Annotated in this window: 17 protein-coding genes; 3 read left to right on the forward strand and 14 right to left on the reverse strand. The window is 47.0% G+C overall.

The features are described 5' to 3' along the window. On the reverse strand, nt 1-689 hold a 689-nt coding region (locus tag AC5V8P_RS10240), incomplete at its 3' end, for a MerR family transcriptional regulator (protein WP_495473623.1). A gap of 534 nt (nt 690-1,223) precedes the next feature. Between AC5V8P_RS10240 and AC5V8P_RS10245 the strand changes: the two genes are divergently transcribed. Next, the gene (locus AC5V8P_RS10245; protein WP_064796914.1) at nt 1,224-2,180 is read left to right on the forward strand and encodes an L-lactate dehydrogenase; all 957 of its coding nucleotides are present in this window, start codon (nt 1,224-1,226) and stop codon (nt 2,178-2,180) included. Nucleotides 2,181-2,286: 106 nt separating this feature from the next. Here the strand turns inward: AC5V8P_RS10245 and AC5V8P_RS10250 are convergent, their stop codons facing one another. The 5 genes from AC5V8P_RS10250 to AC5V8P_RS10270 are packed head-to-tail and all read right to left on the reverse strand — an operon-like array spanning nt 2,287 to nt 6,809. After that, nucleotides 2,287-3,015: an ABC transporter permease gene (locus AC5V8P_RS10250; RefSeq protein ID WP_064796913.1), complete on the reverse strand. Its 729-nt coding sequence runs from the start codon at nt 3,013-3,015 to the stop codon at nt 2,287-2,289. After that, nucleotides 3,015-3,731: an ABC transporter permease gene (locus AC5V8P_RS10255; RefSeq protein WP_064796912.1), complete on the reverse strand. Its 717-nt coding sequence runs from the start codon at nt 3,729-3,731 to the stop codon at nt 3,015-3,017. The genes AC5V8P_RS10250 and AC5V8P_RS10255 overlap by 1 nt, the downstream gene beginning before the upstream one ends. Then, entirely contained in the window at nt 3,728-4,645 is a 918-nt protein-coding gene (locus AC5V8P_RS10260) for an ABC transporter ATP-binding protein (protein ID WP_064796911.1), read from the reverse strand. The genes AC5V8P_RS10255 and AC5V8P_RS10260 overlap by 4 nt, the downstream gene beginning before the upstream one ends. A gap of 59 nt (nt 4,646-4,704) precedes the next feature. Then, nucleotides 4,705-6,135 carry a sensor histidine kinase gene (locus tag AC5V8P_RS10265; protein ID WP_064796910.1) on the reverse strand — a complete coding sequence of 477 codons (1,431 nt, stop codon included), beginning with the start codon at nt 6,133-6,135 and terminating at the stop codon, nt 4,705-4,707. Next, a complete protein-coding gene (locus tag AC5V8P_RS10270) occupies nt 6,135-6,809 on the reverse strand; it encodes a response regulator transcription factor (protein ID WP_063213886.1) in 675 nt (224 codons plus the stop codon). The genes AC5V8P_RS10265 and AC5V8P_RS10270 overlap by 1 nt, the downstream gene beginning before the upstream one ends. A 148-nt stretch (nt 6,810-6,957) precedes the next feature. Here AC5V8P_RS10270 and AC5V8P_RS10275 point away from each other — a divergent pair, with 148 nt between their 5' ends. Then, nucleotides 6,958-8,760, forward strand: coding sequence for an alpha-glycosidase (locus tag AC5V8P_RS10275; RefSeq protein WP_064796909.1), 1,803 nt, complete (start codon nt 6,958-6,960; stop codon nt 8,758-8,760). A gap of 516 nt (nt 8,761-9,276) precedes the next feature. Here AC5V8P_RS10275 and manZ read toward each other — a convergent pair. From manZ to AC5V8P_RS10300, 5 genes are all read right to left on the reverse strand, one after another. Further along, nucleotides 9,277-10,119: a PTS mannose transporter subunit IID gene (gene manZ, locus AC5V8P_RS10280; protein ID WP_269203258.1), complete on the reverse strand. Its 843-nt coding sequence runs from the start codon at nt 10,117-10,119 to the stop codon at nt 9,277-9,279. Nucleotides 10,120-10,130: 11 nt separating this feature from the next. Further along, nucleotides 10,131-10,901, reverse strand: a complete 771-nt coding sequence (locus AC5V8P_RS10285) for a PTS mannose/fructose/sorbose transporter subunit IIC (RefSeq protein ID WP_013369101.1) — start codon at nt 10,899-10,901, stop codon at nt 10,131-10,133. 31 nt (nt 10,902-10,932) lie between these two features. Continuing rightward, nucleotides 10,933-11,421, reverse strand: coding sequence for a mannose/fructose/sorbose PTS transporter subunit IIB (locus AC5V8P_RS10290; protein WP_013369100.1), 489 nt, complete (start codon nt 11,419-11,421; stop codon nt 10,933-10,935). A gap of 2 nt (nt 11,422-11,423) precedes the next feature. Further along, nucleotides 11,424-11,843 carry a PTS sugar transporter subunit IIA gene (locus AC5V8P_RS10295; protein WP_013369099.1) on the reverse strand — a complete coding sequence of 140 codons (420 nt, stop codon included), beginning with the start codon at nt 11,841-11,843 and terminating at the stop codon, nt 11,424-11,426. 198 nt (nt 11,844-12,041) lie between these two features. Next, nucleotides 12,042-14,834, reverse strand: coding sequence for a sigma-54-dependent transcriptional regulator (locus AC5V8P_RS10300; RefSeq protein ID WP_064796907.1), 2,793 nt, complete (start codon nt 14,832-14,834; stop codon nt 12,042-12,044). A gap of 254 nt (nt 14,835-15,088) precedes the next feature. On the opposite strand from AC5V8P_RS10300, the gene rpoN reads away from it, so the two are divergent. Then, nucleotides 15,089-16,405, forward strand: coding sequence for an RNA polymerase factor sigma-54 (rpoN, locus tag AC5V8P_RS10305; RefSeq protein ID WP_064796906.1), 1,317 nt, complete (start codon nt 15,089-15,091; stop codon nt 16,403-16,405). A 141-nt stretch (nt 16,406-16,546) separates the two neighbouring features. On the opposite strand, the gene AC5V8P_RS10310 is transcribed toward rpoN, so the two are convergent. The 3 genes from AC5V8P_RS10310 to AC5V8P_RS10320 all read right to left on the reverse strand — a co-directional run. Beyond that, entirely contained in the window at nt 16,547-17,698 is a 1,152-nt protein-coding gene (locus AC5V8P_RS10310; protein ID WP_064796905.1) for a response regulator, read from the reverse strand. Between the two features lie 153 nt (nt 17,699-17,851). Beyond that, entirely contained in the window at nt 17,852-20,995 is a 3,144-nt protein-coding gene (locus AC5V8P_RS10315; protein WP_064796904.1) for a hybrid sensor histidine kinase/response regulator, read from the reverse strand. Between the two features lie 167 nt (nt 20,996-21,162). Next, nucleotides 21,163-21,344 (reverse strand): hypothetical protein (locus AC5V8P_RS10320; RefSeq protein WP_495473624.1); only part of this gene is annotated, 182 nt, incomplete at its 5' end.

A 21,344-nucleotide genomic window follows, 5' to 3' on the forward strand; every position in this document is an offset into this window, starting at 1 on the left:
CTCTCTTTCATCCAACGTTTATGGTCCTCCAGCTGGTTAGATAAGCTAACATTTTTCTCCACCAAACGGCTATGCTCTGCTTCCAGTTCTTCCAAACGGCTCCGCATTTCTAATAAAGCGGTTTGCACCATATCCTGCATCTGCGCCAGCTTTGGTTGCTCTACGGACTCCTGCGTTTGTTCGGGTACAGATGTTTGCTTCAATCTATATTCAATGGCTGGTGTCAAAGCCTGAAACTGCCCCTGCGGTTGCATGGGTTCCTCCGGCAATTCCTGAACACTCATTTCATCTTCTAACGCTGTCAGTTCAACCGTAGCAGCAGCTTCCGTCTGAATGGTCATCTCTTCTCGGCCCTCAGCCGCCGCCATTATTTCTTGCCAGGTTGCGGTCAGTGACTCAGCATCCGAGACGGGTGGCAAGCGGAAGTCTTCATCCTCCTGTTGGAAGGGAGCGGTTATTCTCTCAAGTACCATCTGAACTGATTGCTCCATCGTCATATGCTGCTCACGCAACGCCCTTCGCATCACCTTCAAGCACTCAACATCCTCAGCACTGAACATTCTAGACTGATTAGCGGAACGCTGAAACACATACCCCTGTTCCTCCAGCGCCGCTGCATATTTACGAAGGGTACTTGCCCCGATTCCCAGTTGCTTTGCTGCTTCCGTCGTCGACTTGCTTTCTTCCATTTAATCATTACCTCCCCGGATGGTATGGAAAGAAAAAGCTTGTATATGTAGGATTCGCGGAAACCATTGGAAATCCTTTGGCAAAATAGTTCTAATATTGCAGACTGCTAAGAACCTTTGTCATAAACGAATAATTTAAAACATACAAGAAGCGACATCGCTGAGAATGACTCTCCACTATATACACATGAGGCTCTTTAAGAACGTCACATAAATGTCATACTTCTAATACTCTCATGGCAACATTTCTCCCATGGATATAGTACATGTTATAATTCATACAAAAATAACTTATAAATAAATGAATACATTATATCTTGTCTTCCAATAAAAATATGGATAATTCACGCTATTTCTTTTTATTCATCCTAAATTACTCCCCTTATTCTCCGTTCGTTTTTAATTTATCGGAATGAAGACAAAAAAATGGATATTTTCAAAAGATCAGCAATATGTTATGTTATGTAACGTAAAATGGATTTCAGGCATAATTTGTAGCATATTAACGTTCGCTGGAACGAGGAGGAAACATAAATGAAGGGGAAGGCAAGGAAAGTAGCGATTGTCGGCGCGGGAATGGTCGGTTCGAGCTGTGCCTACTCAATGGTCAATCAGTCCATTTGTGATGAAATCATGATGATTGACCGCACGTATGATCGAGCTTTGGCCCACGCACTGGATCTGTCTCATTGTATGGATTTTACATCTACACGCACCAAGGTCCGTGCAGGCACATATGCAGACTGTACGGATATGGATGTTGTGATTATAACAGCTGGATCCAACCCTAAACCGGGTCAAGACCGCCTATCTGTATTGGACGACGCCGTGCGCATCACCAGAGAGATTGTGACAGCTATTATGGAGGGCGGTTTCGACGGTATTTTCGTTATCGCCGCTAATCCTGTCGACATTGTCACTTACCTTGTGCAGAGTATTTCCGGTCTGCCACGCAATAAGGTGATTGGTACGGGCACCTCTATTGACTCATCCCGGCTCAAGACGCTGCTTTCTGAGGTATTTTCCATTGATCCACGCAGTGTACAGGGGTATGCCTTGGGCGAGCATGGCGAATCCCAATTCGTGGCCTGGTCACACGTCACGATTGGCGGCAAGCCGCTCTTGCACATTTTGCGTCAGCATAAAGAACGATTCAGGCATGTTGATCTGGATGACATCGCCCGTAAAACAAGGAATGCCGGTTGGGAGATTTTCACCCGCAAAGGTGCCACTTATTTCGGTATTGCCAATGCGCTAGCGTACATTACCCGTTCCATCTTGAATGACGATGGTAAAATTATAGCCATCTCTGCGGTATTGGATGGCGAGTACGGACACACGGATGTCTGTACAGGCGTTCCAGCAATCATCGGCAGTAGAGGAATTCAGGAGATTATCGAGCTTGAGCTAAATCCAGAAGAACAAGCCAAGTTCGACGCCTCTTGCCGCCTGATCAGCGAAAATATTCGCGCCATTTCAGACTTAGTATAATCCAATAGCAAGTACCCTAATTCAAAACACGAACCTGTAGTACAGCAAAAAAAGCTCTTTACCCTCATTTAGGGTAAGGAGCTTTTTGCAGTTCCTACATTTCATTTTATATCTCTTTATAACGAAATAACGTCAGGCCGGCCAACCCAAACACGACAAAGCTACCCAGTACCACCGTCAAGAGTGTATCCGTTGGCACCATGAACGCCCCGAAGTTGTCCCCCCCACTCGGCATCATCGCCAATAGAGGCTGGGTCCATGGATAGTACGGACCATAGGTCTGAGAGTTGGCGACCAGCATATTGGGCACGGTGAAGACAAAATTCAAAGCAAGCGGTGCAGCAAAGCTGGACCACAAAAAGGACACCATCAGTTGCAGGGCAGCCAGCGGCAAACATGCAACCCAGCCTGCAAGCAGGCTTTGGGCGATTACGGCCCAAGGAATCGGTCCGTTCATCCCCTGTGCAGCTCCAACACCCAGCAGCGCTACTCCGAACAGGAGCTGGGTTAAACCGACCATAGCCATAATGATGGTCAGCTTGGCTGCGTACAGACCCGTGCGGGATAACGGCAACGACATCAGCTGCTTCCAGCCGCCGCCCCCATGCTCAAAACGACATACAAGAGACCCAAACACAGCGGTCAGCATCGGCAGAAACAGCATTGCATGTATTGTAAGCATGGCCGCCAACAGCAACAGCCAGTTTCCTCCCGGATTGGCCAGCAAACCAATCAGTACGGCAATCGCCGGACTGACGAGCGCAAGCAGCCAGACGGGCGATTTTGCCATTTTCATGCGTTCGACAGAAAGTAGCCGTACGTATCTTCCGAACATTACGCCACATCCTTTCGGCTAAAATGAGCTGCGGTCAGCAGGCTGAGAATTATACCTGTTGCGCATCCGATGGACGCGAATATCCATGCTTGTGGCGCAACCCAGGCGAATTGCGGCCAAGCCAGCGGAAACCATTCGGACAGTTGGGAAGCAAACAAGCTGCCAATGCCTAACGTAATGCCCAGTGTTACAGGCAGCGCTTGATTATGGAACGTGACCGTTAGCCACAACAACAATACGAGTATAGGCAGCGTGCCACCCAAAGGCCAAAATCCGAGCCGCAGTAGCTCCCCAATCGGCACGGGCTCTCCCCCAAAGCCAAGAAGCATCCCCAAGGTCCAAGTCCCTACCGTCAAGAGTAGACAGGACACGCACAGCATTCCAATGGCCAGGGTTAGCTTTGCCATATAAACACTGGACTTGGAAATAGGTAAAGCCAGCAGCTGTTTCCAGGAGTTAGAGGTATGCTCCACATTCGCCAACATGGAAGCAACCATCGTGGCTCCTAGCACCAGCGCAAGGGGAACAAACAGCGCGATGTTATCCATCAAGCTTTCCCATAAGCGGCCCTTGTATCGCGGAAGCAGATAGTCATAGCGGAGCCCAAAGTTCAGTCCCTGCATGGCCACCAGTCCAAGAGGACCAAGGAACACCAGGAACCAGATTCCCTTTCTGCGTGCTTTGAGCAGATCCGCTGTCAGCGCTCGCAGCATCATAGGGAGCCCCCTCCTTCGCCTACCACCTGCATGAACATATCCTCCAGCGATTTGCGGCGTTCCTCCACACGATATACAGCATGTGTGTTTTCGACCAATCTTCTGACCAGCAGCGCAACAGCGGCATCATTCATGTTGTCAAAATTCAGTGTTGCCCCATCCTTCACTGAATGGTAGCCCTGTTCACGTGCAATCAATTGGGCTGCTTCCGGCTCTGATACCACAATCCGAATCCCCCCTGCGGACTCCTGGCGGAGATTGTGAATCGTATTTTGGAAGACCAGTTGTCCTTCACGAATAATGCCGACGGTATTCGCCATATGCTCTACCTCGCTTAGCAGATGACTGGATACCAGCACAGTGATTCCCCGCTGCTTAGGCATCGCCTGGATCAATTCGCGCATTTCCTGAATGCCCTCGGGGTCCAAACCATTCGTTGGCTCGTCCAAAATAAGCATTTCGGGATTACCGAGCAGGGCTGCTGCAATACCAAGTCTCTGCTTCATTCCCAGCGAGTAGCCTTTTACCGGGCGTTTGGCGTGCTTGGTCAGCCGAACGACCTCCAATACTTCTGTAATGTTATCTTTAGGCACATTCAAAATACGACGAATAGCCTCCAGATTTTCGACGGCGTTCAAATGACCATAATACGAAGGATACTCTACCAATGAACCGACTTTACGCAAAATATCGAGTCTATGTCTGCGAATATCCTTGCCGAATATACGGATCGTTCCCCGAGTTGGACGGATAAGCCCGAGCAGCATGCGGATCGTTGTCGTTTTCCCTGCTCCATTGGGTCCAAGAAATCCGTAAATATCTCCCCGCGCTATTTTCAGGTCCAGCTGATTAACCGCAGAGCGGCCTTTGTATATTTTGCTGAGACCGTTCGTTTCAATGATTAATTCGTTCAAGTTCCTCACCTCGACACCTATCGTAACGTGCCAAGTTTAAAGCCAAGGGAACTTTGAGTTTAAGTTTTGTTTAAAAAACGGATTCGTGTCCCGGCTGATGAACTGAGAATCTCCCTCTCCAAATTCATTTCGCGGGCCAATAGTTCTGTAATTGCCAAGCCAATTCCAGCTCCTTTTTCACTGGATTGCTGTTCCATTCCCGGGCCTTTATCCGCAATGACCAATGCCTCTCTCCCGTTATCCTCCTGAACTTGAATACCAATATATCGGCCTGAGGCAGCATGACGAACTACATTTTGAAAGAGATTGTCCAGCAGACGGCGGAAGCCTTGCTCATCGACATTCCACACCAGACTGTGCTCGGGCAAATCGATATCCACTTCAAAGCCTTCTTTTTCCCACACCGGGTACCAGCTGGCCGCACACTCACGCACCAGCCGCAAAATATCACGCGGTTCGTTATTCATGGTGTATTTGCCACTGGATAGGAGATTATAGGTCAGCAAATTGTCGATCAGACTCCCAAGGTCCTTTAACTTATTTTCCATCAATGTAACCGACTGCTTCCCTCTACTGCTGAGATTTTCCGCATCCAGGGTATACAGATGGCTACGCACAACTGTAAGCGGCGTTCGAATATCGTGTGACAGATCCGCGACCAGTCTTTTCCGCAGCTCCTCCTCCTGACGCTCACGTCCTCGACTTTCTGCCAACTGCTCAACCATCCGATTAAACGCCTCCTCCAGTTTGCCGATTTCATCCGGACGTCCAGTGGCAACAAGGATGGGCATTCCATCCTCTCCTCGCTGCGACATGGCGGCTTGAAGTTGCAACAACCTCCGCCGAATGCCTCCAAAAAACAGAAGGGATACGAATATAAAAGCTCCCAAAACCAATAGAATAAAAAGGAGATAATACATCAACATGCCGTTGTCACTAGTCGGATGTTCAAAAAACGAACGGGGCACTTTTAATACCATATAGCCCTGGTTCACATCATCCTTGCCCCCACCAATAAAGGCCACCACCGTAAACGGCCCCTCAGAGCTGGCTTGCTTCATAAAAGCTATAGCCTGCGCCGCGCTCCATTGTTTTGGAATGTTAGGTTGTGTCGGCAGCTCCAGCCTGGTTAACCCTGCGGTATCGACCCAAAATATTTGTGAATCCGGGAACATATCCTGCTGTATTTTGCGCAGACGGGCTGAAACTTGCTCTGGACTAGCTCCCTTCAAGGCGATAGCTTCTCGATGCCAGCTATGTTCAGTTTGCGTCGTAGAGGGATAGTAAGGATTCTTAGGCTTGACATCTGTCTGCAAGTTCAACAGTATGCTATATATCAAGGTTGTAACAGGCAATACAATGGGCAACAGCATCATAGCAAACACAATAATGACCAGATAGCGGAACAACAGTGAATTACGAAACCGCCCCTTTTGACCTGAACGGGAGTTACGATGCAACCTTACCCACCTCTTACGCATACCGCTCATTATGCTTTCACCCGATAACCTACACCGCGGATCGTCTCAATGATACGAGGTGCGGCAGGATCAATCTCCAACTTTTCCCGCAAGTGCCGGATGTGGACCATTAAGGTTTTGTCTCCGTCGATATATGGATCTCCCCATACCGCCTCATACATTTGTTCCTTCGTCATAATCTGGCCCAAATGCCGTAACAAATAAGCAAAAATATGATATTGCTTGCCTGTTAGCGTAATTTCCTCCCCGGTATCACGATTTACAATACGGTTATCTGGAGGAAACACTGACAGATGCCCCAATTGCAAGGATTCTTCCGGAGCGCTTCCTGATCGCCGCAGCAAAATCTCCATACGGGCTATGAGTTCATCGGGGTGAAAGGGCTTTGTCACATAGTCGTCTGCGAAATCCAGTCCTTGCAGCTTGTCGTCAATGGATGTACGGGCAGACAACATAAGAATGGGCAGCTCTGGGTATTCTTTCTTGAGCCTCTTCCCAATGGTAAATCCGTCCAGACCGGGTAACATCACGTCCAGAATCACGAGCTGGCACGTATGAGCAGCTTCCACAGCCCCCTCCCCGCTGCGAAGCCAGGTTATAGCGTAATTCCGCTCTTCCAAATACTGATGTGTCCAAGCACCAATATCTTGGTCATCCTCGATGTAGAGCACATTTGTTTTCATCATAGACACCTACTTATCGTTTTTCTTTTATGTAATGGGCATTATAGCATTTATGGTACATAACCCACTTAAAAAGGTTAATAACTACCTTATACGACATACGCTTCACAATTTCAATTTGATGCACATAAAAAAGGAGGCCTATCTGATGCTGCTGGAAGCGATTTACCACCACCCGAAACGTAATTGGGCTTTTGGTTATGATGATGAGACGATATTTTTACGGCTTCGTACAAAGAAAAATGATGTGGCTACTGTTCACGCCCTAGCCGTAGATAAATACGACTGGGACCGCACTCGACAGCTCATTCCGATGTCCAAATTCGCTACCGATGACAGATTTGATTACTATGAATGCGTCGTAAAACCAACTCATCGCCGCCTGAAATATGGATTTTTGCTGGAAGATGGCAAAGAGCAAATTTGGATGAACGAGGACGACTTTACCACTCAAGAACCTCAGAATGCTGACAAGCTGTTCCAATACCCATTTTTGAATCCGATTGATATTTTGAGGCCTCCCGCATGGGTCAGGGATGCTGTATTTTATCAGATTTTCCCGGAACGATTTGCCAACGGTAACCCCTCTATTAGCCCGGAAGGTGCTGAGGACTGGGGTGGCACACCGCAAAGAGACAATTTTTTCGGTGGCGATTTACAAGGGATTCTGGACCATCTGGATCACCTGAGCGAGTTGGGAATCAACGCTATTTATATGACCCCTGTCTTCAAGGCGACAACCAATCATAAATATGATACCGAGGATTACATGGAGGTAGATCCGCACTTTGGGGACAAGGAAATATTAAAAAAACTGATCGAGGCCTGCCATGACCGGGGAATCCGGGTGCTGCTGGATGCAGTGTTCAACCATTCGGGGCGTACTTTTAAGCCATTCGTTGACGTATTGGAAAAAGGTGACTGCTCACCTTATAGGGACTGGTTCCATGTACATAGCTTTCCACTGGAAGTGAACGATGGCAAACCGACCTATGATACATTCGGGCTGGAACCGATGATGCCCAAGCTGAACACAGAACACCCTGAGGTAAAAAAGTACCTGCTGAATGTGGCAAAGTATTGGATCGAAGAGATCGGCATCGATGGTTGGCGACTGGATGTGGCTGATGAAGTGGATCACGCCTTTTGGCGAGAATTCCGTACGACGGTCAAGCAAGCTAATCCGGAGGCGTACATTTTGGGCGAAATGTGGAACGAATCGTCAGAATGGCTTCAGGGTGACCAGTTTGACGCGACGATGAATTATCCGTTCACCTATGCGGTGAATGATTTTTTCGTCAAAAAAGTGACCGATGCCCAGAGCTTCGCCTTTGCCATTGGGCGACAGCTTGCCCGCTATCCGCTGCAGGCATCCGAGGTTGCCTTCAATCTGCTGGATAGCCATGATACACCGCGCCTGCTGACACTGTGCGAAGGCGACAAGCGACTGATGCGGCTGGCTGCTTTGTTCCAGTTCACATATATGGGCACGCCCTGCATTTTTTACGGCGATGAGATCGGTCTGGATGGAGATGCCGATCCAGGCTGCCGCCAGTGCATGGAGTGGGACACCGATAAGCAGGACCACGAGCTGTTCGACTTTTATCGTGAGCTGATCGCTCTTCGCAAGGCACATCCTGTCCTTCGTGATCAAGGAAGCATCACTTTCCTGGAGGCACAGCCGGAGAGCGCTTCACTCGCCTACGAGCGCCGCAGCGACGAAGAAGTGCTGCTTATGCTATTCAACCGTTCCGATGAGGATCACACTTTTGAATTGTCTATTTCAGAGCAGGAATGGGAGGTAGCCTTTGGCGAAAGCCAGTGGTCCGTAGGAGCGAAGGGGCTGCATGCCGAGCTTCCGCCTTACGGATATGCTGTGCTGAAGGCAACGCCTGCACGGTCAGTCAACTCTGCAAAAGAAGTCGACGACAAGACGCAAAGCAAGGCATAGGCTATGTAGACGCGGATGCTAGTGAAAGTACCTGCCGACTGTAAAAAAAGCAAGATCGCCGGGAACATGTAAGATAACTTATTCCTGGCGATCTTTTTACGTTGAGGATATAGCTTTTTGTACAAGCTGATTATTTATTTTGGACATCTGTTCTTACTACCCCAACGTCCGAAGCATTGATAGAAATAGGGTTGCCGCCTTGCCCTGTTTGAGCTGAAGAAGATTGTCTAACGTCCACCCTAATTCTTTTGCCCTTAAAGCCAGTTCGTCTCCTTTTTCCCAATACAGTGGCCTCCTTAAGTCTTCGTGGCTTCATAAACCTCTCAATATGACCTAACTGTGGAGAGATATGCTATATGCATATGCCGCTGAAGAAAACAGGTCTCGGCGAATATCAGATCATAGAGAAAAGAGGCTGTTAGTACCCGGGCTCCGTAAAATTTAAAGCGTTTACAAGTTAAGCGGCAGGTTGCCGGTCAGAGATGGCTGCTTGACCGGACCACTTTACAAATTGGCTTAAGCCAATACACCAAGAGCGTATCCAATAATTCCTATTGCGAATAAAGCAAAAATCAGAGCTATAGCATTCACTTTCTTTTTGAGCAGTCTCATGCATAAAAAAGTCAGCAAGAGAGGTAACAGACCAGGTATCAATTGATCGAGAATCATCTGTATCGTCGTAACAACCTCTACCCCATCCGAACGGGTATATCGGGATACTTCGAGTGGTATATTCAGAGTAGTCCATTTGGATACGAGGGCGCCCATAACAAATAGTCCCAGGATGGAGGCCGATTCCGTAAGCTTTTGCAGCCGGTTTCCGGACATGTCGGACACAATCTCCGTCCCTTTTTGGTAGCCGTATTTCAGTCCGTACCACTTAGTGGCCAAGCGAATAACATTAAAAAGCAAGAAGAATAGGACAGGCCCGATAACGCTTCCGGACAATGCAATGGAAGCTCCTAATGCAGCCAGAACGGGGCGTAATGTTCCCCAGAAAATAGGGTCCCCTACTCCAGCCAAAGGTCCCATTAAACCAACTTTCACGCCACTTATGGTAGCATTATCAATCGGCTGTCCATTGGCTTTCTGCTCCTCCATAGCGGCCGTTACTCCCATAATCGGTGCAGAGATAAACGGTTGCGTATTAAAAAACTCCAAATGCCGCTTTAGTGCTTCTTTTTGGTCTTCCTTCTTGCTGTATAGCCGCTTGATTGCCGGAATCAAGGTGACACAAAAACCAATCGACTGCATACGCTCAAAGTTAAACGAGCCCAGCAGGAACCATGAACGGAAAAACATTTTGTTTAAATCGCTTTTGGTCAACTTTTTTTCTTCCATAGTACCCCACTCTTTCATTAAGAATTTCTTTAGAGCTCTTCAATTTCACCCACTTGATCTTTGCGCTGGCTATATTTGGGATTGAGCTGGATATACAGCAGAGCCAGAACCGCTCCCATGATTCCAAAGCCAACCAGATTGATGCTTGTAAATGCCGCGATGACAAAGCCCAAGAAAAAGAAAGGCATCAGATATTTGGCTGCCATCATGTTAATAACCATGGCATATCCTACAACGACGATGAATCCCCCTGCAATTTGCAGCCCTTTTGTAATGACCTCCGGGATGGCATCCAGCAAAGTCGTAACTAGACCGGTTTCTGCTGCAATAGCCACCAATACGGCAGGCAAAGCGACACGTAATCCCTGAAGAAGGAGGGCTATGAAGTGACATAATTCAATTCCTTTGAAATTTGAAGATTCGGCATATTTATCTGCCAGATGCTGAAAGAACACGGTAATCGTTCTAACAAAGATAGTTAACACTTGTCCGCCAGCCGCAATCGGAATCGCAACGGCAATTCCGGCACCGATCGATTGGTGCCCGACAATAACCAATATGGTTGAGACTACACTGGCCAAAGCCGCATCCGGAGCCATGGACGCTCCGACATTCATCCAGCCCAAAGCCAACAATTCCAGCGTACCGCCTAGAATAATACCGGTTTTGAGATCTCCCAGGACCAGACCGATCAGTGTACACGCAACTATAGGACGATGAGTCTGTCCTTCATCCAAAACACTGCCCATCCCGCAAATGGCTGCAACCAGCGTGACCATTACGATTTCAAAAACACTCATGTTTGACCCCCTCTCTTATGCGTACGTGTTGTTAAAACTGGACATTTTGGAGCTTGTTAATCAAATTAATTTTAGGATCACTGGCCACTTTTCTAATCTCCAGTTCTATCCCCTTTTCGTGCAATTTATAAAATGCCTCTACATCCTGCTTGTCTACGGACACTGCTCCGGTAATTTGTGTTTTGCCTTCTTTGAAGCACATTCCACCCACATTTACCGATGTAAACGGTACCCCACCTTCTACAACCCGCAGTACATCCGTGGGATTGGTAAACAGGAACAAGGTCTTGAAATCGTTATATTTAGGATTGTTATAAGCTTCAATCGCTTTCGCAATCGTGACCACATAAGCTTTAATCCCTGGCGGCGCCACCTGTAACAATAAGGTTTTGCGCAGCGTATCCGCAGCGACCTCATTGCTGACGGCGATAATTTTGTTACACTTCGTTTCCTTCACCCACACCGTAGCTACCTGACCATGAATCAGACGGTCATCAATACGAACAAATGATATTTCCATACCTATAATTCCTCCTCTGTTTGTATATCCCGGATGACACGAAAAGACTTCATTGAATCCTGACCCGCACGGATGGCCAGATCGCTCAGATTCTCCACGTTCTCCAGCCCTCTATTGGTCAGCAGGTCTACGATCATTGGCAGGTTTACCCCTGTTACAATGTCCATTTTTTCATACCTGGCCACAATCCTACTGGCCGCATTATAGGGACTGCCACCAAACAAATCGACGAGAAAAATCAATCCGTCCGTCCAATCAATTGTTTCCAAGGCCGCTTTGTACTTCTCAACAAGTCCGTTAACACTTTCACCTGGCTCAAACGTTACACCCACCACATTTTCCAGATGGCCGAAAATCATTTCCGTGGATCTTAGGATCTCTTCGGAAAATTTTCCATGAGTGCCAACAATAACACCTATCATTTGTTTCACCCCCTCCTTACATCCTTCGCCTATACTTATATGCAAGTCTCATGCCAAAATTCTGTATGATGTGATTAACTATCAAAAAAAGACCAAACCCTCGGCTGCTCCGGGAATTTGGTCTTTTCTCACCACCTACTTATTATCCTTATCCGCATGATTAATACACATCCAGCATCGTTTTATACACTTACGCCACTACTTGGGGATACAGTTATATACTTCGCTTAGGATTTCGCAAATATAATATTTTTCATCATTAGTCAGCTTAATGTTAATACTGGAGGCAAATATATTGCAGGAACGGATCACCACATCGATCAATCGTTGGTCAAGCAAGGATACATCCTCCTGATACACTAGCCCTTCTCCCATGACCATTCGTTCCAGCGCATGAGCCGTATGAACAGCAAGCTGAACCTTCTTTGCATAATGGAAATCAGCCTCCAGTTCCTGTTCCAGCTGCTCGATAAACTTCATCAAAATCCCTAAAATTTTGTGAGGATTCAAATAAGTCATAAACTCCTTTAGCGTTTCCTCACATAGATCTCTTACGACCACGCTTCCGTGTTCATGCATAACAGGCAACTGATTGTTGAGCAACAATTCTCTTAATGCCTGCTCACCGCTTGCCTCGATCAGTTTTTCCAAAGGGATAAACGGTACATTCAGCTCGCTTGGACGCTTAACTCCAATCACCGCAAGAAGCGTATGCTTGGCCCGTAAATCCTTCACCACTTTATCCAATTCCCTGACCTTTGCCGGTACAACAACTATTTTCTCTTCGGTTAAGTCATAAACAACCTTCTCTACAAACTCCTTTAGCTTGGCGGCGGCACCTTTGCCGGAGGAACAGACCGTCACGATTACTTTATCACTGGTCTTTTCCGCTTTCACTCCGGCATTTCCATTGTTATATCCACGAAAATCCTTCAAAGATTGATAAATTTCCTCTATATTCATATCAAAAATACTAGCCTTTCGCACAGCCTCCAACACAAGCGGGGTTGAAACCATATCAATAGTCTTCACCTTAATCCCGACACGTTCCATAATGGTTGCTTCAAGATTGAGCAAGGAGCCCATATCAACCAGCAGCAATACGCCTCTGCCATTGTCAATGTCCTTAACCTTATCCACAATAACTTCCAGGATTTCTCTAGGACTAACATCCAAAGGCATGTCTACTGCGCAAATATTCGAGCTTCCCAGCAGGCTGTCGACAACGCTAACGACACTGCTTGCCGTACTGTTGCCATGGGCAGCTACGATGATTCCCACATTTCCCTGGTGCTCCTCTTCTACCGATTTCAAAAGAATCGCCACATAGGTAGTCTCGGCATCGGGTACGCTGACTTCAAACTTGGATTCGATCAAATCCTTGATCATAAGTGCCAGTCTGTATTCTTCATCCTGATCATTCATCGGATCATAGATTTGTTTACTGACATATTTTTTCTCCCGGATTCGCTTTAAGAAGGCACTCAAATGAAGACTGAAGGCATAAACAAACCTGTCGCTGTAATTTCTGTTCAATTCTTTTTGAGCCATCTCCTGCACCTGTTCAGCGAACTCCAGGATATTTCTGCCTACGATCTTAAGAATCCGTTCCCGCCCCCCTTTGATGTTATAAAATCGGTTATAGAAACTTTTGATGTGAATATTGACATCTGTAGTTATAAACTTATTGATAAAACTGTCATCGAGTCCCTCTTCTTTGAGCATCCCTATCTTGTCTTCAATCAATTTGTACAGGTTGAACGGCAGTTCAGAAGCGTCTGCTTCATCCATTCCTTTGCTGCCTTCAGGAGTAATATACAGCGAGGAGTTGACCATCTCCATTTCGGCAATCTCCTTGCGGTTCTTCCCCATATTAAATAGACCTTCCTTGATATTTCCGGGCAAAATTTTAAAATCAAGTTCAATCTCTTCCTTATTTTCATGTATGCTGTTCAAAAATCCTTTGGCACACACAAGCTGAATGTTCGATTTTAACTGGCCGATATTACCATAGGTTACGCTGCCAATCAGTGCTTTTACAGTTTCCAATTCAACCCTAATGGGCTTGTTCACACGATGGGCTTCGTTTGCAAAGAGATGTTTCAGGATCAAAAACCGCTCTTCAACGGTTCGCTCTTGCAAGGAAGGAATGTTAATCGTAATCGGTATCCGTCTGATAAAGGTTTTCAACATAGAAGAACCGGGATCTTCGGTCGTAGCGCCGATGAGCAGCACATTCGCTTCCCGCTTGCGCTCCGACTCGCCCAATTTGTTGTAACTGTTCGTGTCCATGAAATAAAATATCATTTCTTGGCCTTCTGGGGGGAGCCGATGAATCTCATCCAAAAACAGGATGCCCCCATCCGCTTTCTCAACCAGCCCTTCTTTCTCCCGATCAGCCCCGGTAAATGCTCCTTTTACATGACCAAAAATGTGGGAAAGTAACAGTTGAGGGTTATTGTAGTAATCGGCGCAGTTGAATACGATAAACGGTGCTTGCTCTGAAAAGCGCTTCATATATTTCCCATAATTATACATCAACCTAGCGAACATTGTTTTCCCAACGCCAGTCTGCCCCACAATCAGCGTATGTAAGCCCTTCGGCGGGTATAATATTGCCGCTTTTCCCTGCTCAACCTGGTTCCTCATACTCCCCATGAAACCAATTAAGGCGTGAAACGGATCCACTTGCTCTCCAGGCAGCAATATTTCATGAATACTGTTGACTTGGATTTGTTTCTCTTTAAGCTGAACCCGAAAGGTCTCCTCGATCACCTGCTTATGCAAAAACTTGACGGGTCTCCCCTTGATTTTAATAATCAAGTCGGCGCGTAGTAGGCTATTAAGCTCCTTGCTTACATTATTCCTTAACATATTGTGTTGATCGGCTATTTCCGCAGCCGTAATTCCACCGCCGTCCTGCAAGGCCTCTACCGACAGTTTCTTTGTCCCATTGGCAATATACTCTAAGATCTCATCAATTCGTTTCACGGTATTCCCCCATGCTGACTAGTTCTTATTTAATTAGTATATAAAAAAAGAAATAATCCTCTACAAGAAAATAAACTGACAAGTTAATCATTAATCTGATACCCTTTTTATTGAATCTATCCAAAACTCAAATTCAGCCCATTCCATTCACTTCTTTTCCAAGATCAAAGGTTGGCAGTATAATTGCATAAGCTTCACGAATAAGCTGCATAAAAAGTTATTTTTGTTGCCCAGTAAGGAGCTGAGATAAAATAATGCGCTACGGATTACAGCAAGAGCAAACATTCAGGCTGGCTATGACTCCAGAATTACGACAAGCCATCACGATTCTTCAATATTCTTCGGTCGATCTAATGTCATATCTTCATGAGCAAGCAAATGAAAATCCGATCATTGACTTGGCAGAGATCGATATGTCCATCGAAAGAATCAATACAGGAGAAGAATATTCGCCACGAAAAAATGATAATCCGGTAGACCTTCTGGATTTTGTCTCTAATCCCGCAGATAATTTATATAGACATCTCAAAGCGCAGCTTGGGATAGTCCGCGGGCTATCCAAACTACAACAGATGATTGGCATGTTTCTGATTGGAAATTTAAATGAAAAAGGCTACCTTGAGCTGGATGTAAATACAGTTGCCGGAATACTTGGCGTCCCCACCGATGAGGTCGAAAATATACTTGCCCTGATCCAAGGCTTTGAACCGGCAGGAATCGCTGCCCGCAGTCTGGAGGAATGTCTTCTTTTGCAGCTGCGATATGCCGGGAATGATGATGTTTATCTGGAAGAAATCGTGCGACATCACATGGTCAACCTTTCATGTAACCGTATACAAAAAATCGCGGATGCTCTAGGGATCGACATTCACATGGTACAACAAATGACCGATCAGATACGCAAGCTGAATCCTTGTCCGGGAGCGGCATTTGCTCCATATGAACGCCAGCATCATATAGCAGATATCTCAGTGGAGAAATTTAAAAACGACTACATGGTGACAGTTAATGATATCACAGTCCCACGCGTCGGAATTAATCCTTTTTACCAAAGTATGCTTCGGAAGCCGGCGATGGAGGAAGAGAAACGATTTCTTCGTGAGAAGATGAATACGGCATTATGGCTTATTCATAGCCTTGAGCAGCGCCGCCTGACCCTGATGCGTGTGGCCCAGGCTATTGTTGATAGGCAGCGGGAATTTTTTGAGCATGGCGTTTATCATCTGAAATCGATGACCCAAAAGGAGATTGCTGAAATAACCGGCCTGCATGAATCCACGATCAGCCGGGCGGTCAGTAATAAATACATGCAGACGCCCCGTGGATTGTTTGAACTCAAATATTTCTTCACCTCCGCCCTAGGATCGAAAGATGGAGATGCTACTTCATCAGAGAGCGCAAAAATGCGTATAAAGCAGATCATCGACGGTGAAGAGAAGCAAAAACCATTTTCAGATCAGGCAATCACAGAGCTGATGGCAAAGGAAGGAGTAGAGCTGTCACGCAGAACGGTAGCCAAATACCGAGAGGAATTGGGGTATTTATCCTCCGCCAGGAGAAAAGTGTATTAAAGCTTCAGCAAGCGATTGTGAAAACCAAGAAGCAGCGCTATCACATTCTCCCGGCTGCCTCCCTCGTAGAAGCTCCAATAGAATAGGCCAACCAGTAATCTCTGGTTGGCCTATTCATATGACCTGAGCCAGTACAGCAGTCTACGCAGGTCGCGTCTGTGTTTTCAATTGCACGTACAACTGGTGCGTCACCTGCTGTGGCTCAATACCCAACTCATCTTCTAGTAAGCTGACGAAGCTTTCATAATGCTTTTGGGCAGCTGTATATTCGCCCAGCTGGGCATAGGCTGTCAGCAGCAGACCACAGATATCATCTGAGTAGGGCTCCCTCTGCTGTAGGCTGAGCAAGCGCTGGACAGACTGGCGGGCACGACCTGAACGAAGTTCTTCCTTAGCCAGTTCTGAAGCACATGCCAGATACATATTGCGTAGTTTTTCTCTTTTTGCATACGCCCATGGGTAATCGTGCTCCTCCAGATAATTACCACGGTATAGAGCCAACAGGTTCTCGATACGCGGTGTACCACCATTGCCAGAAGCCGCCCACTCGGAAATGCCACGCTCGAATAGCTCCACATCTGTAACCCAGCCATTACGGTTCAAACGGTAGCGATCCAGGCTGTATTCCAGCTTCGTATCCTGCATCCGCTCTTTCAACGCCTTGCGGATCTGGTATATGGACGTGTGTAGATGAACAACCGCCTTGTCCAAATGATATTCGGGCCACAGCGCATCCAGCAATTGCTCCTTGCTAATCCATTCCCCTTCATGATGCAGTAAAAAGGAGAATAGCTCCTGCGACTTTAATGTACGCCATTTGAATGGCTTCGCTCCCACGACTCCTTGTCCATCCTCCAAAATTTCAAGCTTTTGAAAACAACGCACTTTGGGTAATGGCTCCGCTGCGACGACCGAGCTGGAAGGACGGGAATCCGCCAGCGTGGCTACAATCCGATCTAACGTTTTATTTAGTCGCCGGGCATGAACAGGTTTTAACAAGTAATCCAGTGCTTGCAGTTCGAATGCTTCAATAGCATATTCCGAGTACGCAGTCACAAAGACGATATGAATATGCGAGTCCAGCTGTTGAATCCACTCGGCGGCCTCCAGTCCGTTCATCTCAGGCATTCCGATATCTATAAAAACAATATCCACACGCTCTGCCGCCAGATGATCCAACCCGGCTTGTGCAGACGTATATTTGCCCATAACCGTTAATCGTCCGTCCGCCTCCAACAACCGTTCCAGGTAGGTTAATGCCGACCTTTCATCATCAATCAATATCGCCTTCATCTGTGTCCGCGCTCCCTTCCTGCTGCAACCATCCATCACAATGCTCTACGACCAAGCTATCTGTTTACCATTCGATTTTTAATTTCTTATATTTTATATATCGTATCCATACGGGCGTGACATTAGCCTTTCCGACAGGTATACTATATTTTTTTATTCATCAGCGATGTGAGGTAAGGTCGTCTCCGGCACACGGAAGCTTACCGTCGTCCCTTGCATAGGATTGCTCTCAATCCGCAATCCTTCCCCATACATATGGATCAAACGGCGATGGATATTACGCAGTCCCACACTGGAGGATACATGCTCCTCCGACAGTAGCTGTTGCAGTCGCTCTGGTGGCATCCCTACCCCGTCATCGGTCACGCTGACCACAAAGTCGGCCCCATCCTCTTGTACAACTACGCGCACCGTTCCACCTGTGCCCCGCTGCATCACACCATGCCGTATCGCATTCTCCACAATAGGCTGAATACTTAACGGCGGGATCAGCGACCGGATGTTTCTTCCTACCTCTACAGTCACCTGTAACCGTTCTTCAAATCGGGCTTTTTCCAATGCCACATACGATTCTACCAATTCCAGCTCCTTGGATAGCGGCACAGTATTCTCCCTGTTTTGAAAATCAAAGCTTCCCCGCAAGTACTGACTCAGCTCCATGAGCAACTCCGCAGCTTTGTCCGGGTCTACTGCTACGGTCGAAACAATGACATTTAATGCATTGTACAGAAAGTGCGGCTTGATTTGTGCCTGTAAAAAGGCCATCTCCGAACGAACCGCTTCCTCTGCCGAATGACGCATGTTCAACAGAGTGCGCACACGTGCCTTTAATTCCTCCGCATCAACAGGCTTACGCAGAAAATCATTTGCTCCGGCCATAAAGCCTGCATGGATATCGCCGGGCAGGTCGCGTGCCGTCAGCAGCAATACGGGGAGCTCGGAGAGAGAATACCGTTCGCGAATTCGTCGGCACAGCTCAATACCGGATATTTCTGGCATCATCCAGTCCGTGATAACTAGATCAAATCGGGCTCGACCATTCAGCAGCTGAAGCGCCTCCTCGGCCCGATCCACAGCCACCACGCTACAGCCTGTGGTGTATAACAGCTCCTCCAATACCCGAAGGTTCACCTCATCATCATCTACTGCCAGCACTCTGTAGGGAACATTCCCTACTTGCTCCACTGCATCCTCTTCAAGCGAATGCACATCCTGACTTGAGGTCACACCAGGCTGCAATATGACCTCAGACAAAACCTCTTTTTGAGCTTCATGTGCTGGCGTCCCAGTTTCCGCTAAGGGCAGGGTGAAATAAAAAGTCGAACCCTTACCCAATCTGGATTCTACTCGGATATGACCTCCATGCAGCTCCACCAGACGACGAGTGATGCCTAACCCAAGCCCAGTTCCACTATATCCTTTGTCCTCAGCATTCACACCTCGGTTAAAAGGTTCAAATATGTGCGAAAGATAATCCGGAGCAATACCTGGTCCGGTATCCTTCACACTGATTTCCATTTCACGGTTTCTCACCTTGGCAGAGATTACGATTTCGCCTTCCTCTGTAAATTTCATCGCATTCCCCAATAAGTTGTATAAGATCTGATTCAGCCGATCCCCATCTGCATCCACCTTGGGCAACGAAGTGGGCCATTCTTTAACGAATTGAAGCTTTTTCTTACCCACCGTATGACCCAGTACCTCCAGCACAGAGTTCACAGCAGCCTGCACGTTTACAGGCCGGCGGTTTAAAGCTAATCTTCCATTTTTTAAATTAGAAAAGTCCAAAATATCGTTAATCAAATAGGAGAGCCTGCGCCCTACCTTTGCAATCAAGACCAAGTTGTGCTTTTGCGGCTCATTGAATTGCGTCCCATAGCGGTCTAGCATGGACTGAGCGATATTAATAATGCCATGTAGAGGTGTACGCAGCTCGTGTGACGTGTTTGCCAGAAATTCGTCCTTTAACCCATCCAGTGTCAGCAACCGTCGTGAGAGGTTCTCAACCTCCATGAACGAATCTACAAAACGTTTGGCCAGCAGCAGCGTTTGAGCCAATACAAATATAAGCATTTCATAGGCTGTCACCCCACGCACCTCTCCCCAGCCCAGAATATACACAAAACTAGTCACCACAATCATGAGAATGCTCATGATACTAATGACTAACAGTGCAGCGTCATCCGTCTGTTGAAGAAGTCCACGAATCAAGATCAGTAGTACATATCCCACACTGACTATCCCAAAAAGAAGAATAAACGCTTCAAAGGATGAGAGTGTCAGTGTAGGCAATAACAGTCCCATACCCAGCATCAATGCAGTGGTCAAATTATAGAGATGCGACACGATCCGGTTCATACCAATCTGCGTCGAAAGATGAACATAGCGGATCAAAAAATAATAGAACAGCGTTGAAGAGAATAACTGTATTTTCAGTACCCATTCATAAGAGAAGTCCGGCATTCCCCAAACCAGCAGCTTTTCCCCATGTGTCAAAATATAAAATAAAGCCGCAGTGCAACAGCATCCTAAGTAAAGCAGAGCTTTCTCTTTTTTACGTAAAAGGTACAACATGATAAAAAATACGGCAGGGATAAAAAATCCTGCAACCAGTACAGTATCCTCCACCATCGCTACTTCCCGGCTATGCGTAATACTGGCATAATCACCAAACAGCAGCGGATAAATGATCCCCCCGGAGGAATAGCTATAATTAGCCACATGCACGGTAATATCAGCCGAATGTCCGTCTACTGCAGCAAATCCAACATAGGGTACGTTGCCCTGTTCGCCCTTGTCGGCCGAAACAGAGGGACTACCACTCGCACCCACCTCTGCTCCGTTAATCCATACTCGGCTGGAGCTGCGAATGTTTTGCATATGGATGCCGTATAGATTTTCCGTTTTTGCAGGTAACAATACACGAACATGGTAGGTTCCATATCCAGTCGCCTGTCCCCCAGGCATCCACTGATTCCATTTTCCAGGCACATCTACAATTTTGGCAGAAGACTCAGTGCCTAAGCCCAATTTCTGCGAATATTGACGATTTCCCCAATCCTGATCTCGTATTTCCTGAAAAGATGAGGGCTGTAAAAGCTGATTAGAGTAAAACTCCCACTCTCCCCCCAACTGTACAGCACCTTCTCTTTCGGGATCCCAATTACGCAAATCAATAACACCATTGTGAGCTTTCCAATGATTGTTTCCGGATAATACACCCGACACTAACGGATACACCGGCAACGCAACCGCAAGCAGAAGTATAATAAAAAATAAAACACCCTGTTTTTTCATAAATCCTCCGCTCTTTTCAATAACGTCTATCTTTTGTATCGGTTATTCTATTCAGCTACATTAGAAGCGTTGTCCATACAAAAAAGGACGCCCGCCGCAGATAAAATCTGAGCAGAATCGTCCCCTTCTATACGCACTTGTAATTTCTAGCCTCTCCTATTAAGGAATCATACTGTCATCATTACCGCCGCCAGGAATCGATCCTGCACCGTCACCAGTGCTGTCGCTGCTTCCCGTTCCGCTGCTATCGCTCGGCGGTGTTGCTCCACCACTGCTGTCGCCGCTTCCTGTTCCGCTACTATCGCTCGGCGGTGTTGTTCCACCACTGCTGTCGCTGCTTCCTGTTCCG

This window comes from Paenibacillus sp. N119s (genome assembly GCF_059447605.1).

Bases quoted from the DNA above. Each gene is read 5' to 3' on its own strand.
- AC5V8P_RS10265 (WP_064796910.1), bottom strand. From the start codon at position 6,135: ATGAGCGGTATGCGTAAGAGGTGGGTAAGGTTGCATCGTAACTCCCGT.
- AC5V8P_RS10310 (WP_064796905.1), bottom strand. From the start codon at position 17,698: ATGAAGGCGATATTGATTGATGATGAAAGGTCGGCATTAACCTACCTG.
- AC5V8P_RS10250 (WP_064796913.1), bottom strand. From the start codon at position 3,015: ATGTTCGGAAGATACGTACGGCTACTTTCTGTCGAACGCATGAAAATG.
- AC5V8P_RS10275 (WP_064796909.1), top strand. From the start codon at position 6,958: ATGCTGCTGGAAGCGATTTACCACCACCCGAAACGTAATTGGGCTTTT.
- AC5V8P_RS10315 (WP_064796904.1), bottom strand. From the start codon at position 20,995: ATGAAAAAACAGGGTGTTTTATTTTTTATTATACTTCTGCTTGCGGTT.
- rpoN (WP_064796906.1), top strand. From the start codon at position 15,089: ATGCGCTACGGATTACAGCAAGAGCAAACATTCAGGCTGGCTATGACT.
- AC5V8P_RS10295 (WP_013369099.1), bottom strand. From the start codon at position 11,843: ATGATAGGTGTTATTGTTGGCACTCATGGAAAATTTTCCGAAGAGATC.
- AC5V8P_RS10290 (WP_013369100.1), bottom strand. From the start codon at position 11,421: ATGGAAATATCATTTGTTCGTATTGATGACCGTCTGATTCATGGTCAG.
- manZ (WP_269203258.1), bottom strand. From the start codon at position 10,119: ATGAAAGAGTGGGGTACTATGGAAGAAAAAAAGTTGACCAAAAGCGAT.
- AC5V8P_RS10285 (WP_013369101.1), bottom strand. From the start codon at position 10,901: ATGAGTGTTTTTGAAATCGTAATGGTCACGCTGGTTGCAGCCATTTGC.
- AC5V8P_RS10270 (WP_063213886.1), bottom strand. From the start codon at position 6,809: ATGAAAACAAATGTGCTCTACATCGAGGATGACCAAGATATTGGTGCT.
- AC5V8P_RS10255 (WP_064796912.1), bottom strand. From the start codon at position 3,731: ATGATGCTGCGAGCGCTGACAGCGGATCTGCTCAAAGCACGCAGAAAG.
- AC5V8P_RS10245 (WP_064796914.1), top strand. From the start codon at position 1,224: ATGAAGGGGAAGGCAAGGAAAGTAGCGATTGTCGGCGCGGGAATGGTC.